Origin of the sequence: Streptomyces sp. G7(2002), from assembly GCF_028870195.1 — a bacterium.
GTDB lineage: Bacteria > Actinomycetota > Actinomycetes > Streptomycetales > Streptomycetaceae > Streptomyces > Streptomyces nigrescens.
The window spans coordinates 2,659,122-2,674,185 of record NZ_CP102609.1 but is presented as its reverse complement, the minus strand read 5'-3'; the positions used below and the strand labels follow the sequence as shown (position 1 = coordinate 2,674,185).

Sequence of the window (15,064 nt, the reverse complement as noted above, 5' to 3'; positions counted from 1 at the left end):
CACCCCTGGGACGTGGCCGGTGATCCGGAGGCCCCCGGCCGCCCTCGCCGGCATCGGCATCCAGCAGGTCACCACTCGGGGCAGCGGCCCGGCTACTGAGCGGTGACGACGGGTAGGCCTAAGACCGGGGGCCCAGTCATCCCGTAGGGGCCGCCCGTACGGGACCGCCCGGCCCCCCGCCCCCCGAGTCCCTCCCCCCGCGCTCACCCCGGCCGGACGAACCCGCACTCGTACGCGGCGATCACCGCCTGGGTCCGGTCCCGCACCCCGAGCTTGGCCAGCACCCCCGCCACATGCGTTTTGACCGTGGCCGGGCCCACCCCCAGCCGCTCCGCGATCTCGGCATTGGTCATCCCGGCCGTCATCAGCCGCAGCACCGCCCGCTCCCGCTCCGACAGCCGGGCCCGCAGCGCCCGCACCGCGTCCTCCGCGGCCCGCTCCCCGGCGTGCCGGGCGGCCAACCGCCGCACCGCGGCCGGGAACAGCAGCGAGTCGCTGCGCGCCACCAGCCGCACGGCCTGCACCAGGTCCTCCGCGCCGGACCGCTTGAGCAGGAACCCGCTGGCACCGGCCCGCAGCGCGTCATAGACATAGGCGTCGTTCTCGAAGGTCGTCACCACGATGATGCGCGGCGGCCGGTCCATCCCGGCGAGCACCTGCTCGGTCGCCCGGATCCCGTCGATCTCCGGCATCCGGACGTCCATCAGCACGATGTCCGGGCGCAGCGCACGGATCAGCGGCACCGCCTCGGCGCCGGTCGCCGCCTCGCCGACGACCTCCATATCGCCCTCGGCGCCCAGGATCGCGCGCAGCGCCGACCGCACCATCTGCTCGTCGTCGGCGAGCACGATACGGAGGGGGCGGGGGGCGTCCCCGTCGCCCGCCCGCCGGTCGTCGCCGCCGTCCTGCGTCGTGGTCATGCCGCCCACGCCGTCCCCGGCTTCCGGTCCTGTGTCGTACGCCGTCCCGTTCACCGTTTCCCCGTTCCCGCCAGCGGCAGCCGCGCCGTCAGCCGTCATACGCCGTCCCGTTCACCGTTCACTCGTCCCCACCCCCGTCCCCCGTCCCCGTCAGCTGGGCTGTCCGCCGCCGTACGCCGTCCCGTTCACCGCTCCTCCGCCCTCGCCCCCACCCCCGTCAGCCGGGCCGCCCGCCCCCACACGCCGTCCCGTTCACCGCTCCTCCGTCCCCGTCCCTGCCCCCATCCCTGCCCCCGCCAGCGGCAGCCGCGCCGTCAGCCGCCATACGCCGTCCCGTTGCTCCGCCACCGCCGCACCGCCCAGCAGCCGGGCGCGCTCGGCGATCCCGCGCAGCCCGCGACCTCCGCCCGGCCGGGCCGCCGGGGACGCGGAGCCGGCGGCCGGTGCCGCCACCGGATTCTCCACCCGTATCTGCAACTCGCGCTCCCGGACGCCGAGATGCAACCGGACCGGCACCGGACCGGCGTGCCGCAGCGCGTTGCTGAGGCCTTCCTGCACGATCCGGTAGGCCTCCCGGGAGACCACCGGCGCCAGCCCCGCACACGGCCCCTCCACCGTCGCCTCGACCGGTACGCCCGCCGCCCGGGTCCGGCCGAGCAGCGCCTCCAGGCCGTCCAGGGTGGGTGCGGGCATGGCCGGGTCGCTGCCGTCCTCCTCGCGCAACAGGCCGAGGACGGTGTCCAGTTCGGCGACCGCGTCGCGGGTGGTCTCCTCGATGGCGGCCAGCGCCCGGCGGGCGAACTCCGGGTCCGTGTCCAGGACCCGGCGGGCCGCGCCCGCCTGGAGGGTGACCGCGCTCAGCGCATGCCCGACCGCATCGTGCAGTTCGCGGGCCAGCCGGTTGCGGGACGCCAGATCGGCGGCCCGGCGCTCGGCGGCCGCCAGCCGGTCGGCGGGTGTGGGGCCCAGCAGCACGGGGGCGACGCGGGCCAGCAGCGCCCCCGCGCCCCAGGACGTGCCGGCCACCAGGGCCAGCAGCGCCAGACCCGCGAGCGGGCCCAGCACGCCCTGGAAGACGTCCGGCCATCCCAGCGCGGTGTGCCGCAGGGGGTCGGAGAACGGCAGCAACAGCAGCACCACCGCGGCCGGCGGCGCGGACAGCGTCATCCCGCTGACGATCCCACCGGTCAGCAGATGCGCCACGAACCACAGCGCGGTACGCCGCCGGGCCGCCCACGAGACCGCCGGTCCCTCGGCCAGCCGCTCCGCGGGCACCCCGCACAGCGACCGGACGGCGGCCACCTCCAGCGGCCGCAGCAGCGGGAAGAGCAGTGCGGCCAGGGCGGCCGGCGGCAGCGCACAGCCGAACGCGACCAGCTGCCAGCCCACTTGGCGCAGCGGGTCGGCGCCGTCCGCGACCAGCGGCAGGACCACCGAGGCCAGCAGGAAGAAGGGCATCAACAGCGCGCCGCCCAGCACCAGATGGACCCAGCGCCGGCCCATCAGTCGCACCGGGCGGCCTCACGTTCGGCGAAGAAGTGGGCCCCCGCCACCGCCACCATCGTCCCGACGAGCATCTGCCCAGAGTAAGTGAGGCTCATCAGCGGTGTGGGCAGCACCGTAAGCGCCGCCGTGCGCGGGGCGGCGGGGCGTGGGGCGCGTGCGGGACGGCCGGTCCGAGTGCTCATGGCAACAGCCTTCCGGCGGCCGCCCCGCGGCGCCTCGGTCCCGATGACGATCCCCCTCCGCCGTACGGGGGAGGGGGCGCTCAACCGGTCCTGTGGGGCCGCCTCACAGGCGCCGGGTGGCCAGCGCCAGCCGGTCGCGGGCGTCGAACAGGGCGTCCTTGATCATCTGCTCGTGCCCCGGGGTCAGCCGGGCCACCGGCACCGAGCAGCTGATCGCGTCCCGTGCCGGGGTGCGGTAGGGGATGGCGACGCCGAAGCAGCGCAGGCCCAGCGTGTTCTCCTCGCGGTCGACCGCGAAGCCCTGTTCGCGCACGGTGTGCAGCTCCTCGATCAGCTGCTCGCGGTCGGTGAGGGTGTGCTCGGTCAGCCGGTCGAGGGTGGGCGGCAGCATCGTCCGGACCTGCTCGTCGGTGTACGTGGCGAGCAGCGCCTTGCCCAGCGAGGTGGAGTGCGCGGGCAGCCGCCGCCCGACGCGGGTGAAGGGGCGCAGATAGTGCTGCGACTGACGGGTCGCGAGGTAGACGACATTGGTGCCGTCGAGCCGGGCGAGGTGGATGGTCTCGGTGGTGTCGTCGGAGAGCCGGTCCAGCGTCGGGCGGGCCGCGGCCACGACCTCGTCGCCGTCGATGTACGAGGTGCCGACGAGCAGTGCGCGCACCCCGATGCCGTAGCGGGTGCCGGTCGCGTCGGTCTCGACCCAGCCCAGGTCGACGAGGGTGCGCAGCAGCATGTAGAGGCTGGACTTCGGGTAGCCGACCGCTTCCTGGACGGAGGCCAGGCTGTGCATACCGGGACGGCCTGCGAAGTACTCGAGCAATTCGACCGTCCGCACGGCGGATTTGACCTGCGATCCACCGGTATCGGCAGCTGACATCGCCCTTGACCCCTCTGTTCGGACCGCCATAGAGTCCCAGTTGTTCATCATCTGGGACAGCGTTCAGCATATCGAACGTGATCCGGTGTGCGGCAAGGCGCGGAACGACTCGGCAGCATCGCCCGGGAGGAATGCACGGTGGCAGCGACAGCAGCAGCACCAGTCTGGAGTGTCGACCCCCGGACCGGGAAGCAGCGGGAACAGGTTGCGGTGGAAGCCACAGCCGAAGAGGTGGACACCGCGGTCTGCACGGCACATGCCGCCCGGGGCGCGCTGGCCGACCGCACCGTACGCGCCGCCCTGCTGCGCCGCGCCGCCGATCTGCTCGACGAGGCGGGTGACGCGGTCATCGAGGCCGCCGACGCCGAGACCGCGCTCGGCCCCGGCCGGCTCACCGGCGAACTCGCCCGCACCACCTACCAGTTGCGGGCCTTCGCGGAGCTGGTGCAGGAGGGCGCGTTCCTCGACGTCCTGATCGACCACGCCGACCCCGCCCTCACCCCGCCCCGGCCCGACCTGCGCCGCTACAAGATCCCGCTGGGCGCGGTCGCGGTCTACTCCGCCAGCAACTTCCCGCTCGCCTTCTCGGTACCCGGCGGCGACACCGCGAGCGCCCTCGCGGCGGGCTGCCCGGTGGTCGTCAAGGCACACCCGGACCATCCGGCCACCTCCGAGCTGTGTGCCGCGCTGCTGCGCCGTGCCGCCAGGGAGGTCGGCCTGCCCGAGGGCGTGGTCAACCTGGTGCACGGCTTCCAGGCCGGTATCGACCTGGTGCGCCATCCGCTGATCACCGCGGCCGGCTTCACCGGCTCGGTCCGCGGCGGCCGCGCCCTGTACGACGCGGCCGCGTCCCGCCCGCACCCGATCCCCTTCCACGGCGAGCTGGGCAGCCTCAACCCCGTGGTGATCACCGAGGCCGCGGCCGCCGAGCGCGCCGAGCAGATCGGTGCCGGGCTGGCCGGGGCGATGACGCTCGGCGTCGGCCAGTTCTGCGTCAAGCCGGGCCTGGTCCTGGCGCCCGACGGGGAGAAGGGCGACCGGCTGCTGAAGGCGCTGACCGCCGCGGTCAGCGACACCGAGGCCGGGGTGCTGCTCGACCACCGGATGCGCGAGGCGTTCCTCGACGGGATCCGCACCCGCGCCGCGCTCCCCGGCGTCGAGGCGCCGGTGACCCCCGGCGCGGGCGGCGAGCACACCGTCAGCGCCGGCTTCCTCGCCGTCCCCGCCGACCATCTGGCCACCGAAGGGCCGCACGACCTCCTCCTGGAGGAGTGCTTCGGCCCGGTCACCGTCGTCGCCCGCTACACCGACGAGGCCGAGATCGGCGCCGTACTCGCCCGGCTGCCCGGCAACCTCTCCGCGACCCTGCAGCTCGGCGAGGCGGAGAGCGCCGGCACCGATGAGGCGGGCCGCGGTGCCCGGCTGCTGGCCCAGGTCACCCCGCTCGCCGGACGGGTGGTCGTCAACGGCTGGCCGACCGGTGTCGCGGTCGCCCCCGCCCAGCACCACGGCGGCCCCTACCCGGCGACCACCTCCACCTCCACCTCCGTCGGCGGCAGCGCCGTCGAACGCTGGCTGCGCCCGGTCGCCTACCAGGACACCCCGCCGGCGCTGCTGCCGCCCGAACTGCGCGAGGACAATCCGCTCGGTCTGCCGCGCCGGGTCGACGGCCGCGCCGAGGGCGCGTAGCGACCGTGCGCCCCGCCCCCGACGAGGCCGCACTCCGGGTCCGCGCCGCGACCGCTGCGGACCTGGCCGCGATCGCCGCCCTGCACTCCGGGGCCCGCGCCGCCTACCACCGCGCCCGCTTCCCGGACGCGCCCTTCGACGTCCCCGCCGAACAGGCCCGTTGGCACGACGCCTGGTCCCGCGACCTGGCCCGGGACGACACCTCCGCGCTCTGCGCCGCCCGGCACGGCACGGTGGTCGGCGCGGCCTCCTACCGCCACCGCGCCGGCCACCAGCCGGCCGTCACCCTCCACCAGCTCCATGTCGACCCCGGCCACTGGGGCACCGGCGTCGGCCTGGCCCTGCACCACGCCTGCTTACGGGCCTGGCACGCGGCCGGCATCTCCCGGGCCGCCCTCGACGTCCTCTGGCACAACCACCGCGCCCGCGCCTTCTACACCCGCCTCGGCTGGCGCCCCGACCCGGACCGCCGCCCCGCCCCGGACGCCACCCATCTCACCCTGACGCTGGACCTGGCGACGGCGCAGACGCCGCCGGCTCCCGCCGGGCGATGAGCTGCAGCCGCTCGGCCGTCCGCCCGTCCAGCGTGGCCACCGACCCCGCCCGCTCCTTCAGCACCGAGAAGCCCGCCTCTCGCACCAGCCCCCGCAGCCGCTCCGGCGGATGGTGCCGGAACACCCCGCCGTCGGGCGTCTCGAACACCCCGTACGTCCCGTACCGTTCCGCGAACCGCGCATACCGCTCCCGGTTGAGCGCATCACCCTGCAACGGCACATCGCTCAGATACAGCACCCCACCGGGCCGCACCACCCTCCCCAGCTCCCCGACGATCGCCGTCTGGTCCGCGTCCCGGGGAACACAGGTGAGCACCGCGAACAGCAGCGCCGCATCGAAGGCACCGTCCTCGAACGGCAGCGGAAAACCGGGACAGCGCAGCAGCTCCAGCTCCGGATGCTCCCGCTCCCCCCGCGCGATCAGCGCCGCCGAGACATCCACCCCACACACCGCGCCATACCCGAGCCCGGCCAGCTCGGCGGTCAGCCGCCCGTAACCACAGCCGTAGTCCAGCACCCGCGCGCTCCGCGGCACATACGCATCCAGCAGCGCCGGGTCGAGCGGATGAGTGAAGGTCTTGGCGGACCCGGTCGTCTCCCAGAACCCGAGAAATCCCTGTGACGAGGTCATGCGGGGACCGTACCCACCGGACAGCCGGCCACCCCGCGGAGCTACGGGGTCACTCGGGCGGAGTGCTGTACTGCGCCAACGCGGCCTTGCTGGTCGAGCGGTCCACCAGGCGCAGTTCCCAAGGACCCGTGTTCACATCGAATTCCTTGCCGAAGCCGACCCACTTGCCGGTCATGCGGCGGCCGGTCGGCTCGACCAGCATCTGCACGGCGCCGTGGTAGCGAGCGCCGTTGTAGTAGCCGTCGGCGGCCGTCTGCTCCACCCATGAACCGGTGATGACGTTCCGGTCCACGGTGAGGTCCAGTGTGAGCGGGCTGTCCGGATTGCTGCTCGCACCGGGCAGGCTCTGGGCGGTCAGCCGGTTTCCGTGCTGCACGATCACCACGTAGTGCCTGCCCTCGTACGTGGCGTCCCGGCTGGAGGAGTAGAACTCGTACCGGCTGAGCCACACGCCGGTGAACGACTCCGCGCCCGGCCGCGCGGCATGCTGCGGATCCACGACCGCAGCGGTGCTTTCGCCCCCGCCATCCATGTCGTGCCCTCCTTTCCCGTCTGCGTGAACCCGTGCCATCGGTACCGGCAGGGAGAATCCGAGGGCCTCCACGGGGCGGCCCGTCACCCGCTCCAGGGCCCGTGCGTACACGCCCCTCGGCGTCCTGCTGACACCGGCTTCCCAGCGCTGTACCAAGCGTTTTGACGCCTCGTTGGGCTCTCCCAGCTCGGCGCCCGCGCGCCGTAGCGCGGTCGCTAACTCGTCCTGACTCATGCGCAGCCCCAGCCGCACGGCCCGCAGCACATCATTCGGCACCACAGCAGTCGTCGTCATGACGTCAAAGCTAGACCGAATCACCGTCGAATGACACCGGTTTGACGCCCACCCAGGTGTCGTTGGCACGGTTCCGAGTGACGCCCCGGTGACGCCCCAAGCGTCGTCGTGATGTCCCTTGCACGCCGCGACCATCGAAGCACCGAGAAACGGTCGAGGAGAGGCGGAGCACATGGCCAACGGCAATTCTGGGGCACCCGGAGGCGGTGTCGGCGCAGCGGTTTCCCTTTCGCTGCCAGAGCTCCAACCCACCCCCGTGGAGGGCTGCGCCGTCTGCGTCGCCCTCGCCGTGCAGCGCAGGGAAGCGCGCGAACGCGGTGATCTGTCCGCCGCGACGGACGCGAACGTGCGGCTCCGGAACCACCGTGACCACGTGGGGAACCGCCCATGACCATGACCGTGCGCGTCTCCCGCGACTCCGGCAGGACCTGGGGGGCCGCGGTCACGTACCCGGCCGACGGTGCTGACAGGTCCCTCGGCCCGGAGGCATCGGGAGTCTGGCCCCCGTGCGGATGCCCCCGCTGTGTGCGGGCTCAGGAAGCCCTTCCCCCGTCCCCCACGACAGAGCCACGAGGAAGCGCAAGATCGGCACATGCTTGATCCGGGCGGTACGCGAAGGCCGCGCGTCCCGAGCGGGAATACCGCCCCCACCCCCAAGGTTTCACCACCACACACCCACCTTGAGGAAAGTCAGCTCATGCGCGTCGAAATCTGGTCCGACATCGCCTGCCCCTGGTGCTACATCGGCAAGGCCCGCTTCGAGGCCGGGCTCGCCGCCTTTGCGCACCGCGACGAGGTCGAGGTGGTGCACCGCTCCTTCGAGCTGGATCCGAAGGCGCCGGCCGCCACCGACGTCCCGGTGCTGGACATGCTCGCCACGAAGTACGGCGTGAGCCGTGCGCAGGCCGAGGCGATGGAGGCGCGCGTCGCCGACGCGGCGGCGGGGGAGGGGCTGGACTACCGCTCCGACCGGATCCACGGGAACACCTTCGACCTGCACCGGCTGCTGCACCTCGGCAGGGCGCACGGCGTCCAGGAGGCGCTGCTGGACGCCTTCTACCGCGCCAACTTCGCCGAGGCCAGGCTGCTCGGTGACCCCGCCGTGCTCCGTGAGATCGCCGTCGGCGCGGGGCTGCCCGCGGACGAGGTTGCCCGAGTGCTGGCCGACCCCGGGGCGTATGCGCGGGAGGTACGGGCCGAGGAGCGCGAGGCCGCGGAGCTGGGCGCCACGGGCGTGCCGTTCTTCGTCATCGACCGCCGGTACGGCATCTCGGGCGGGCAGCCCGCGGAGGTCTTCCGGGAGGCCCTGGAGCGGGCGTACGCCGACGGTGCCGAGCCGTCACAGCCCGCCGGTGACGAGGCCGGTGCGGCCCCGGTGTGCGGGGACGACGGGTGCGCCGTGCCCGGGAAGTGAGACCGGGGCCGGTCCGGCCGCACCCGGTGTGACCTGCGCCGATAAGGAACCGTTGCGGGCCGGCCGAGCAAAGTCGCCATGGACGTGGCGCGAGGTGCCGAGCAGAGTGGGGACATGCATCGACGTGAGCCACTCGGCGGGGCCGAATTCGCGCCCGAGACGACCTATCTGAACTCCGCCTCGTCCGGACTCCTTCCGCGCCGCGCCGCCGACGCCCTGCGCGCGGCCATCGACGAGTCCGCCTCCTACGGCACGATGGGCCGCGACTACCTCGCCGCCACCACGGCCTCCCGCGCCGCCTTCGCCCGGCTGATGGACCTCCCCGCCGAGCGGGTGGCCGTCGGCAGCTCGGTCGCGGTGCAGTCCGCGTTCGTGGCGGCCTCGCTCCCGGAGGGCGCCGAAGTGCTGGCCCCCGAGGGCGACTTCAGCTCCCTGGTCAATCCGCTCGCCGCCCACCCCGGCATCAAGCTGCGTACCGTGCCGCTGGAGGCGCTCGCCGATGCGGTGCGCCCCGGCACCGCGCTGGTCGCCTTCAGCGCCGTGCAGTCGCTGGACGGCCGGATCGCCGATATGGCGGCGGTCCGCGAGGCGGCGGCGGCCCACGGGGCGCGCACCTACCTCGACATCACCCAGGCCGCCGGCTGGCTGCCGCTGCGCGCCGCGGACTTCGACTTCGTGGTCGCCGGGGCCTTCAAGTGGCTGCTGTGCCCGCGCGGGACGACGTTCATGGCGTTCGGCGGGGACTTCGGGCGGGGCGAGGAGTGGCCGGCCGCGCTCCATGCGGGCTGGGTCGCCGGTGAGGACATCGGCGAGTCCAACTACGGGCTGATCCAGCCGGCCGCCACCGCCCGGCGTTTCGACGAACCGCACGCCCACTTCTCCTACGTCGGCGCCGAACAGTCCCTCGGTCTCCTCGGGGAGCTGGGCGTGTCCGCCATCCACGCCCACGACACCGCACTCGCCGAGTACTACCGCGCGGGGCTGGCCGAGCGCGGTCTGACGCCCCGGCCCGCGCCCGGTTCGGCGATCGTCTCCACCCCCGGGATCGCGGACGCCGAGCACCGGCTGGCCGAGGCAGGGGTGCGGGTCTCGGTGCGCGGCGGGCTGCTCCGCGCGGCCTTCCACCTCTACAACTCGACGGACGACGTGGACCGGTTGCTGGCCCTGCTGAGGTAGGACCGGTCCGCCGTACCGGCCGTACAACACGGCGCGGCCGCCGCACAGACCAGCTGTGCGGCGGCCGCGCCACCGGTGCGAGTGTCCCCTAACGCACCGGAGTGAAGTCGCGGGCCCCGATGTACTCCGGGCGCCGGACCGGTGCCGCGAACGGCTCCACCGCAGCGTTCTCCACGCTGTTGAAGACGATGAAGACATTGCTGCGCGGGTAGGGCGTGATGTTGTCGCCCGAGCCGTGCATGGCGTTGCAGTCGAACCACGTCGCCGAGCCGGCCTTACCGGTGAAGAGACGGATGCTGTGCTTGTCCGCCATCTTCGTGAGCACCTCGTCCGACGGGATGCCCGCGTCCTGCATCTGCAGCGACCGCTTGTAGTTGTCCTTCGGCGTCGCACCCTCGCAGCCCACGAAGTACTCGTGCGAGCCGGGCATGATCATCAAGCCGCCGTTGGTGTCGTAATTCTCCGTCAGCGCTATCGAGACCGACACGGTGCGCATGTTCGGCAGTCCGTCCTCGGCGTGCCAGGTCTCGAAGTCCGAGTGCCAGTAGAAGCCGGAGGCACCGAAGCCCGGCTTCACATTGATGCGCGACTGGTGGACATAGACGTCCGAGCCGAGAATCTGACGGGCACGGCCGACCACGCGCGGGTCGGAGACCAGCTTGGCGAACACCTCGCTGATCTTGTGCACCTCGAACACGGTCCGTACGTCCTGAGACTTCGGCTCGACGATGGAGCGCGGGTCGGCGCGCATCGTCGGGTCGAGGACGAGACGGTCCAGTTCGGCGCGGTACACCGCGACTTCTTCCGCCGTGAGCAGTTCCCCGATGGCGAAAAAGCCGTCGCGTTCGAAGTCGCTCAGCTCGGACGGCTCGAAGGGGCCGGCCGTTCCGGGCTGCGACCACACCACCGGGTCCTTCCGCGGGGTGATGACCTCAGCGGTCCCACGGGTCGGGTACAGGTCGGCGGTGCGCTCGGGTGCGGTGGTCATGGTGTTGCCTTCCTCTCCTCTCGTACGGAATCTGGCTTACGTGCGCGTGCGTGCCTTCCTCAGCGCTGCCGGACGGGGCAGGCGGATGGCCTCAGACCGTCTCGGGCTCAGACTCCGGTTCGGTGAGAAGCGGGTAGACCCCGTTCTCGTCGTGGTCCTCGCGGCCGGTGACGGGCGGGTTGAAGACACACACGCAGCGGAAGTCCTCCTTGATCCGCATGGTGTGCTTCTCGTGCCCGTCGAGCAGGTACATCGTGCCCGGCGTGATGGTGTACTTCTCGCCGGTCTCGTCGTTCGTGAGCTCGGCCTCACCCTCTACGCAGAGTACGGCCTCGATGTGGTTCGCGTACCACATCGACGTCTCGGTCCCGGCGTACAGGGTGGTCTCGTGCAGCGAGAAGCCGACGCGCTCCTTGGCGAGCACGATGCGCTTGCTCTCCCAGGTGCCGGACTTGGCCTTGACGTGGCGGTCGGTGCCTTCGATGTCCTTGAAGGATCGGACGATCACGGTGACTCGGTGCCTTTCTGTGGAACGGTAAGGGGCTCTGGAGTGGTCAGACGCAGTCGCGGACCGCGCGGGCGAGGATCCGGAGTCCCTCGTCCAGCTCCTCGGGGGTGGTCGTCAGCGCGGGCAGCAGCTTGACGACCTCGCTCTCCGGGCCGGAGGTCTCGATCAGCAGACCCAGCTCGAAGGCGCGCTTGGCGATCTTGTCGGCGGTGGGCTTGTCGTTGAGCTCCATGCCCCACACCAGACCGCGGCCGCGGTACTCGGCGATGGCGTCCGGGTGCTCCTCGGCAATGGCCTTGAGGTGTGCTTCGACGATCTCACCGCGGGCGAGAGTCTGCTTCTCCATCTGGCCGTCGGCCCAGTAGGTGTCCAGCGTCGCGGCGGCGGTGACGAACGCCGGGTTGTTGCCGCGGAAGGTGCCGTTGTGCTCGCCCGGCTCCCAGATGTCCAGCTCAGGCTTGAACAGGGTGAGCGCGAGCGGCAGGCCGTAGCCGCTGATGGACTTCGAGACGGTGACGATGTCCGGCACGATGCCCGCCTCCTCGAAGGAGAAGAAGGCACCCGTACGGCCGCAACCCATCTGGATGTCGTCGACGATGAGCAGCATGTCCCAGCGCTCACACAGGTCGGCGAGGGCACGCAGCCACTCGGGACGGGCGACGTTGATGCCGCCCTCGCCCTGGACCGTCTCGACGATCACGGCGGCGGGGGTGTTCAGACCGGAGCCCTGGTCCTCCAGCAGCCGCTCGAACCACAGGAAGTCCGGGTAGGTGCCGTCGAGGTAGTTGTCGAACGGCATCGGGGTGCCGTGCACCAGCGGGATACCGGCGCCGGCGCGCTTCATGGAGTTACCGGTGACGGCCAGCGCGCCCAGGGACATGCCGTGGAAGGCGTTGGTGAAGGACACGATCGACTCGCGGCCCTTGACCTTACGGGCGAGCTTCAGCGCGGCCTCGACGGAGTTGGCGCCCGTCGGGCCCGGGAACATGACCTTGTAGGGCAGGTCACGCGGCCGCAGGATGATGTTCTGGAACGACTCCAGGAACGCCCGCTTGGCCGTGGTGGACATGTCCAGGCCGTGGGTGACGCCGTCCCGCTCGATGTAGTCGATCAGGGCGCGTTTGAGGACCGGGTTGTTGTGGCCGTAGTTGAGCGATCCGGCCCCGGCGAAGAAGTCGAGGTAGGTGTGGCCGTCCTCGTCGGTCATGCGGCTGCCCTGCGCACGGTCGAAGACGGTGGGCCAGCTACGGCAGTAGCTGCGGACCTCCGACTCCACGGTCTCGAAGACGCTCAGATCGGGCTGGGTGATGGTCACAGCATGCTCCTGGGAGATGAGTGGCGAAAGGATGAGAAGTCTGTAGGGGGCTGGGCGGTCCCGGCGGTGTCACGGGGGTGTGGTGCCGGGTCCCGCATGACCGCTGCGGCGTCGTCGCCGCGCGGTCCTGGGTGCGTCAGGAGTGCCCCGTGCCGGCCGGTGGCTCGAACGGGCCGATGAGGTGCAGCACCTCCGGCTCGTGGCCCTGCTCCGGGAACAGCCCCGCGTCGAAGAGCACCTCGCTCTTGAGGGGCACTGAGTGCCGCTCGGCGAAGGACGCGAACAACCGGTTGGATGCGGTGTTGTCGGGTGTCACGGTGGTCTCGACGAAACGTACGCCCAGCTCGTCCCTGGCCCGGGCGGTCAGCCCGTCCAGGAGTGCGGCCGCCAGGCCCTGCCCACGGTGCGCGTCGTCGACGGCGACCTGCCAGACGACGAGGGTCTCCGGGCGCTCGGGGCGGAGGTATCCGGTGATGAAGGCGGCCGGCTCGCCCTCCGTGTCGCGGGCGACGACGGAGGTGGCGGCGAAGTCGCGACACCACAGGAGGTAGCTGTAGGAGGAGTTGAGATCCAGCGTCTTCGAGTCGCGGGCGATGCGCCAGATCGCGGCTCCGTCCTCCACGCGTGGGGTGTCGAGCTTGAAGCCCTCCGGAAATTCTCTGATATCGCTTCGGGCACCTGCATGGTCTGCTTGTGCGGCGGTCATGGGAATTAAATTTACCCAGGGAAAAGGGAAATTGCATCGCGGGCAGGGGTTACGGAAGCGAGCAAGATGTGTTATCGCGCGGGGGCGCCCGGGTGCGCGATGCCACCGCGAGATGTCCCCATTTGACCAGGAGGTTCGGGGTGAAACGGACACGTTGTGTAGTCGGTCACAGCTCCGTAACGCCCATGAGATCCGTCCGAATTATGGAACTTGCCGCTAGCAAAATCTTAGCGTTTGAGCTGCGGAAAAGCGGGCAGAAGAATACGGGAAGCTGTACTTCTGAGGAATTGGGAATTCGCCGCCGGAAGGCCGGACGGAAGGCCCATGGAAACCTGCGCGACGTGACCGTGACAAGACCCGCAAGAACATGCGCGAGGCGATGTGCGGGAAGGCTGCGGGAAATGTACGGAGAGTGGCGGGGAACGCACGGAGAACTGTGCGGCGCGGGTGGCGGAAGCTCTACGGAGAGTGCGCGGATATCGGTGAGGACCGAAAGTCCGGCGGGGCGCCGGGTTCCCGGGGAAACGGCAGGCGGAAAGCGGCCGATCCATGGCGTGACCGCCCGCTCACTCTGTCCGGCGCGACGCCTAAAGTGCCGGTATGACGTCCATGAGTGAAGGTGCGGTGCTGCACCTCAAGGGGAGGGTCCTCGTCGGACCGGACGAGGTGCGCGACGAGCTGTGGGTGGTCGGCGGCCGGGTGACGTTCGACCGGCCGGTGATGGCACGGGATGCCATCACCGTGACGGGCTGGGCCCTGCCCGGCCTGGTCGACGCCCACTGCCATGTGGGCCTGGACGCACACGGCCCGGTGGACGCCCCCACCAGCGAGAAGCAGGCGCTCACCGACCGTGACGCCGGCACCCTGCTGATCCGCGACGCCGGATCCCCCTCCGACACCCGCTGGGTCGACGACCGCGAGGACCTGCCGCGGATCATCCGCGCCGGCCGCCACATCGCCCGTACCAAGCGCTACATCCGCAACTACGCGCACGAGATCGAGCCGGAGGACCTGGTCGCCTACGTCGCCAGGGAGGCCCGCCGCGGTGACGGCTGGGTCAAGCTCGTCGGGGACTGGATCGACCGCTCCACGGGCGATCTGGAGGCCTGCTGGCCCCGGGGAGCGGTCGAGGCCGCCATCGCCGAGGCTCACCGGCTGGGCGCCCGGGTGACCGCCCACTGCTTCGCCGAGGACACCCTCGCCCCGCTCGTCGAGGCCGGTATCGACTGCATCGAGCACGCCACCGGGCTCACCGAGGAGACCATCCCGCTGTTCGCCGAGCGCGGAGTGGCCATCGTCCCCACGCTCGTCAACATCGCCACCTTCCCGCGGCTCGCGGACGGCGGTGAGGCGAAGTTCCCGCGCTGGGCGGACCACATGCGGCGCCTGCACGACCGCCGCTACGACACCGTCCGGGCGGCCTACGACGCCGGGGTGCCCGTCTTCGCCGGTACGGACGCCGGCGGCTCGCTCGCCCACGGCCTGGTCGCCGAGGAGGTCGTCGAGCTGACCCGGGCCGGGCTGCCCGCCGTGGCGGCCCTCTCGGCCACCACCTGGGGCGCCAGGGACTGGCTCGGCCGCCCCGGCCTCACCGAGGGCGCCCCGGCGGACCTGGTGGTCTACGAGAGCGATCCGCGCGAGGACGTCCGGGTGCTGGCCGCACCGCGCCGGGTGGTGCTGCGAGGGCAGATCGTGGGGTAGCCGCAGGGGCGATCCGGTGGACCTGCCCGGTCAACGCGGGTCACCCGGGAGGTGGGGCGGCTGGGGCGCGGGTG

General features: G+C 71.9%; 15 protein-coding genes. 5 read left to right on the top strand and 10 right to left on the bottom strand.

Annotated elements, in window-relative coordinates; translation table 11 throughout:
- Nucleotides 1-203: 203 nt before the first annotated feature.
- From NUT86_RS10915 to NUT86_RS10900, 4 genes are all read right to left on the bottom strand, one after another.
- Nucleotides 204-920 carry a response regulator transcription factor gene (locus tag NUT86_RS10915; protein ID WP_159490327.1) on the bottom strand — a complete coding sequence of 239 codons (717 nt, stop codon included), beginning with the start codon at nucleotides 918-920 and terminating at the stop codon, nucleotides 204-206.
- 252 nt (nucleotides 921-1,172) lie between these two features.
- Nucleotides 1,173-2,423, bottom strand: a complete 1,251-nt coding sequence (locus tag NUT86_RS10910) for a sensor histidine kinase (RefSeq protein WP_274734860.1) — start codon at nucleotides 2,421-2,423, stop codon at nucleotides 1,173-1,175.
- Entirely contained in the window at nucleotides 2,423-2,608 is a 186-nt protein-coding gene (locus NUT86_RS10905; protein ID WP_274734858.1) for a hypothetical protein, read from the bottom strand. The genes NUT86_RS10910 and NUT86_RS10905 overlap by 1 nt, the downstream gene beginning before the upstream one ends.
- A 103-nt stretch (nucleotides 2,609-2,711) precedes the next feature.
- On the bottom strand, nucleotides 2,712-3,482 hold the full coding sequence (locus NUT86_RS10900; RefSeq protein ID WP_093642835.1) for an IclR family transcriptional regulator: 771 nt from the start codon (nucleotides 3,480-3,482) through the stop codon (nucleotides 2,712-2,714).
- 138 nt (nucleotides 3,483-3,620) lie between these two features.
- Between NUT86_RS10900 and NUT86_RS10895 the strand changes: the two genes are divergently transcribed.
- Together NUT86_RS10895 and NUT86_RS10890 are read left to right on the top strand one after the other, a co-directional pair.
- The gene (locus tag NUT86_RS10895; RefSeq protein WP_274734856.1) at nucleotides 3,621-5,171 is read left to right on the top strand and encodes an aldehyde dehydrogenase (NADP(+)); all 1,551 of its coding nucleotides are present in this window, start codon (nucleotides 3,621-3,623) and stop codon (nucleotides 5,169-5,171) included.
- A 5-nt stretch (nucleotides 5,172-5,176) separates the two neighbouring features.
- Nucleotides 5,177-5,725, top strand: a complete 549-nt coding sequence (locus tag NUT86_RS10890) for a GNAT family N-acetyltransferase (RefSeq protein ID WP_266448755.1) — start codon at nucleotides 5,177-5,179, stop codon at nucleotides 5,723-5,725.
- On the opposite strand, the gene NUT86_RS10885 is transcribed toward NUT86_RS10890, so the two are convergent.
- Both NUT86_RS10885 and NUT86_RS10880 read right to left on the bottom strand, forming a co-directional pair.
- Nucleotides 5,667-6,356, bottom strand: a complete 690-nt coding sequence (locus NUT86_RS10885; RefSeq protein ID WP_159490315.1) for a class I SAM-dependent methyltransferase — start codon at nucleotides 6,354-6,356, stop codon at nucleotides 5,667-5,669. The genes NUT86_RS10890 and NUT86_RS10885 overlap by 59 nt on opposite strands.
- Before the next feature lie 49 nt (nucleotides 6,357-6,405).
- A complete protein-coding gene (locus tag NUT86_RS10880) occupies nucleotides 6,406-7,182 on the bottom strand; it encodes a helix-turn-helix domain-containing protein (protein ID WP_159490313.1) in 777 nt (258 codons plus the stop codon).
- Between the two features lie 697 nt (nucleotides 7,183-7,879).
- On the opposite strand from NUT86_RS10880, the gene NUT86_RS10875 reads away from it, so the two are divergent.
- The gene (locus NUT86_RS10875) at nucleotides 7,880-8,596 is read left to right on the top strand and encodes a DsbA family oxidoreductase (RefSeq protein ID WP_274734852.1); all 717 of its coding nucleotides are present in this window, start codon (nucleotides 7,880-7,882) and stop codon (nucleotides 8,594-8,596) included.
- Between the two features lie 114 nt (nucleotides 8,597-8,710).
- Nucleotides 8,711-9,772 carry an aminotransferase class V-fold PLP-dependent enzyme gene (locus tag NUT86_RS10870; RefSeq protein ID WP_159490309.1) on the top strand — a complete coding sequence of 354 codons (1,062 nt, stop codon included), beginning with the start codon at nucleotides 8,711-8,713 and terminating at the stop codon, nucleotides 9,770-9,772.
- Between the two features lie 88 nt (nucleotides 9,773-9,860).
- Here NUT86_RS10870 and thpD read toward each other — a convergent pair whose 3' ends face one another.
- From thpD to ectA, 4 genes are all read right to left on the bottom strand, one after another.
- Nucleotides 9,861-10,760, bottom strand: a complete 900-nt coding sequence (gene thpD / locus NUT86_RS10865) for an ectoine hydroxylase (protein WP_018091829.1) — start codon at nucleotides 10,758-10,760, stop codon at nucleotides 9,861-9,863.
- 91 nt (nucleotides 10,761-10,851) lie between these two features.
- The gene (locus NUT86_RS10860) at nucleotides 10,852-11,268 is read right to left on the bottom strand and encodes an ectoine synthase (protein ID WP_018091828.1); all 417 of its coding nucleotides are present in this window, start codon (nucleotides 11,266-11,268) and stop codon (nucleotides 10,852-10,854) included.
- A 46-nt stretch (nucleotides 11,269-11,314) separates the two neighbouring features.
- Nucleotides 11,315-12,583, bottom strand: a complete 1,269-nt coding sequence (gene ectB / locus NUT86_RS10855; RefSeq protein WP_018091827.1) for a diaminobutyrate--2-oxoglutarate transaminase — start codon at nucleotides 12,581-12,583, stop codon at nucleotides 11,315-11,317.
- A gap of 136 nt (nucleotides 12,584-12,719) precedes the next feature.
- Nucleotides 12,720-13,289, bottom strand: coding sequence for a diaminobutyrate acetyltransferase (gene ectA / locus NUT86_RS10850; RefSeq protein WP_026170006.1), 570 nt, complete (start codon nucleotides 13,287-13,289; stop codon nucleotides 12,720-12,722).
- Nucleotides 13,290-13,898: 609 nt separating this feature from the next.
- Here ectA and NUT86_RS10845 point away from each other — a divergent pair.
- Nucleotides 13,899-14,990: an amidohydrolase family protein gene (locus NUT86_RS10845; RefSeq protein ID WP_109888948.1), complete on the top strand. Its 1,092-nt coding sequence runs from the start codon at nucleotides 13,899-13,901 to the stop codon at nucleotides 14,988-14,990.
- Nucleotides 14,991-15,064: the final 74 nt, after the last annotated feature.